Genomic DNA, 2568 nt, shown 5'->3' with positions numbered 1-2568 from the left:
GTACGCTCGCTATATGTTTTACTGTTTAGTTTTCAATGACCAAAGTACTTATTTACTTTACCATGTGTTTTCATTTCTGTCAACCATGTTTTAAAGTTTTTTTAATTTTGTTTTGAAGCGTTGTTTCCGCTGCTTCGTTGTGTCCCTCAGGACAAGACTTATCTTACCATCCTAGAGGGTAGTAGGTTTTTAGTTTTGCTTCATAATAGTACTTTACCACACAATATACTCTGTATTTTAACTATATACTCCTATATACTACAGTTGATATACTAGGGAGTGTGTACCGTTTATAATTATATATTGTGATTTTTCTCATAATTCTCCTCTCTTTAAATTATTTTACTATATATACCCTTCAAAGCATTGGTACTACTATGTTTATAGCTATTAAATTCCTATTTACATAGCTGTTTCTACATTAATATTATGTTTTTATAAGTTCCTAATTAAATATATTGATTAATGATTTATGCATTTAATTTATTCCTATTAATTAATAAACAATATAAAATAAGGAGCGCCGAAGGCGCTCCCCAGTAAATTTTATGTAGTTAAAATTATTATGCTGGAAAAATTGCGTACTTAGTTATGTATATAAGCGCAACTCCTGGTGCTTGAAGTAAAGCTGCAATCCCAGCTGTTATAGGGTTAAGTGGAATAGCAAAGTCCACTCCCATAAATGTAGACAGATGATTAGTAGCATATATAAATGCTACTGCAACTAAAAACCTAAGGGAAAACTTTAAGATTATACCGTTCTTAATTCTTATAGATATGGCTATGCTTAATAAAACAGCCATAATAACTATGTACATAATCATATTAGTGTTAAGCTCACCTAATTGTGAAAGCATATTTCACCTCCATAGATAAATTCATATACCTATGTGTATGCAGGTAAACCTTCTTTAATATCTATTCTGCTATTTCTTTTATTCTTCTAATTAAGTAGGATATTCTCTCCTGTTCTGCCTTCTCCCTATAGATTGCATATTCTATAAGTTCCTTATCTGTTACAAATTCATAATAGGCCCTCAGACTTCTAAGATCCCTCATAGCCTCCCTTGCCTCTTTAATAAGTAGAGCAAGAGTATCACTATTTGGAACTTCTCCTGACTTAGTCTTCTTAATGCCCCTGTCTAATAAATCTCCTGTCTCTAAGACTAGCTTATTATCCATAAAAAAGCACCTCCTTTAATACCTTGATTCTTACCAAGTTAAAGGAGGCTTATACATCTATATAACAAATCCACCGTTTGGACTTATAACTTGACCTGTAATAAAACTTGAATCATTTGATGCTAGGAATAAACATGTTTTTGCAACATCCTCTACAGTTCCTATTCTCATAAGAGGAGTTTCCTCACGAAGTACATCTATATCCTCTTCACTAAATGAACTTAGCATATCAGTTGCTATTACCCCAGGTGCCACAGCGTTAACCCTAATACCTGACGGACCTACTTCCTTAGCAAGCGCCTTAGTAAACCCAATAATCCCTGCCTTCATTGTTGAATAATGAACCTCGCATGAAGCCCCAACCATTCCCCATATAGAAGATATGTTAATTATCGCTCCACTTTTTTCGTATATCATATGCTTTAAGCACTCACGACTACAATATAATACACCCTTTAAGTTAGAATCTATCATATTATCTATATCCTCATCGGTTAAATCTATAAAAAGCTTCTCCTGACTAATACCTGCATTATTAATAAGAAGGTCTATTGACCCAAACTCACCTAAACAGTAATTAACCATAGCTTTAACTTCACTTGAAACTGAAACATCACACTTAAATATCCTAGCATTAACACCCTTAGCTACAAGCTCATCACATAACCCCCTAGCCTTATCCTCAGAATTCTTATAATTAATAAGTACATTATATCCACTTTCTCCAAAAACCCTAGCACAAGCAGCCCCTATTCCTCTTGAAGCACCTGTAATCAAAACCGTTTTTCCCATTAACCTTCTCCTTAGACTTTCTCTTGTATATATTATACCCTACATTAAATAACCTAATAATCCTATCTACTATATAATCTATAAAAAATTTCTCCACCCCCTCTCCCCCTTCTGAACTCTATTAATTACTCTACCTTCATTTTAAGTAATTATCTTATCATGGATAAAATTCTCCCTATACATATTTTAATAAAGGTAGATACTTTATGTTAGATTTTCATACCTCAAAATATTTATCCTTCTCCCTCCCCTTCTGAACTCTGTTAATTACTCTACCTTCATTTTAAGTTGTAACCTAATGATGTTATGTTATATCACTGAATATACCCTTGGGTTTTGACTTAGAGGGTCTTAGGTGCAAAAATGCAAAGGCACTTAGGGATGGCGGTTGTTTGAAGCTTTAGCTGAGTTTTAGCCAGCCCTTAGTGAATTTGTATTTTTGTGCCTTAGACCCTCTTGGAAAAATCCCACCGCGGTATAGGCAGTGATATAACATAATATCTCCCTACACACAAAAGAAGCTGTACCCAATTAATGAGTACAGCTTCTTTTTATATTTCTCGGCGCCCTTCTAGGGCTCTTGTAATTGTAACC

At 33.9% G+C, this 2568-nt stretch carries 3 protein-coding genes; all 3 read right to left on the bottom strand.

What is annotated here, in order from left to right; genetic code table 11:
• Positions 1 to 563 precede the first annotated feature (563 nt).
• Complete coding sequence (locus RR539_RS10770; protein ID WP_332474287.1) at positions 564 to 857, bottom strand: pro-sigmaK processing inhibitor BofA family protein; 294 nt, start codon at positions 855 to 857, stop codon at positions 564 to 566.
• A 61-nt stretch (positions 858 to 918) separates the two neighbouring features.
• Positions 919 to 1182, bottom strand: coding sequence for a DUF2508 family protein (locus tag RR539_RS10765; RefSeq protein WP_332474286.1), 264 nt, complete (start codon positions 1180 to 1182; stop codon positions 919 to 921).
• A gap of 57 nt (positions 1183 to 1239) precedes the next feature.
• Entirely contained in the window at positions 1240 to 1974 is a 735-nt protein-coding gene (ymfI, locus tag RR539_RS10760) for an elongation factor P 5-aminopentanone reductase (RefSeq protein ID WP_332474285.1), read from the bottom strand.
• Positions 1975 to 2568 lie beyond the last annotated feature (594 nt).

This window comes from Clostridium sp. (assembly GCF_036639235.1).
Classification (GTDB): Bacteria; Bacillota; Clostridia; order Clostridiales; family Caloramatoraceae; genus Clostridium_AB.
Note: the sequence above shows the minus strand (reverse complement) of the source record. Positions and strands in the feature narration are given on the sequence as shown.

What these genes read in the sequence shown, in the direction of transcription:
- ymfI (WP_332474285.1), bottom strand. Translation starts at nt 1,974, where the DNA reads ATGGGAAAAACGGTTTTGATTACAGGTGCTTCAAGAGGAATAGGGGCT.
- RR539_RS10765 (WP_332474286.1), bottom strand. Translation starts at nt 1,182, where the DNA reads ATGGATAATAAGCTAGTCTTAGAGACAGGAGATTTATTAGACAGGGGC.
- RR539_RS10770 (WP_332474287.1), bottom strand. Translation starts at nt 857, where the DNA reads ATGCTTTCACAATTAGGTGAGCTTAACACTAATATGATTATGTACATA.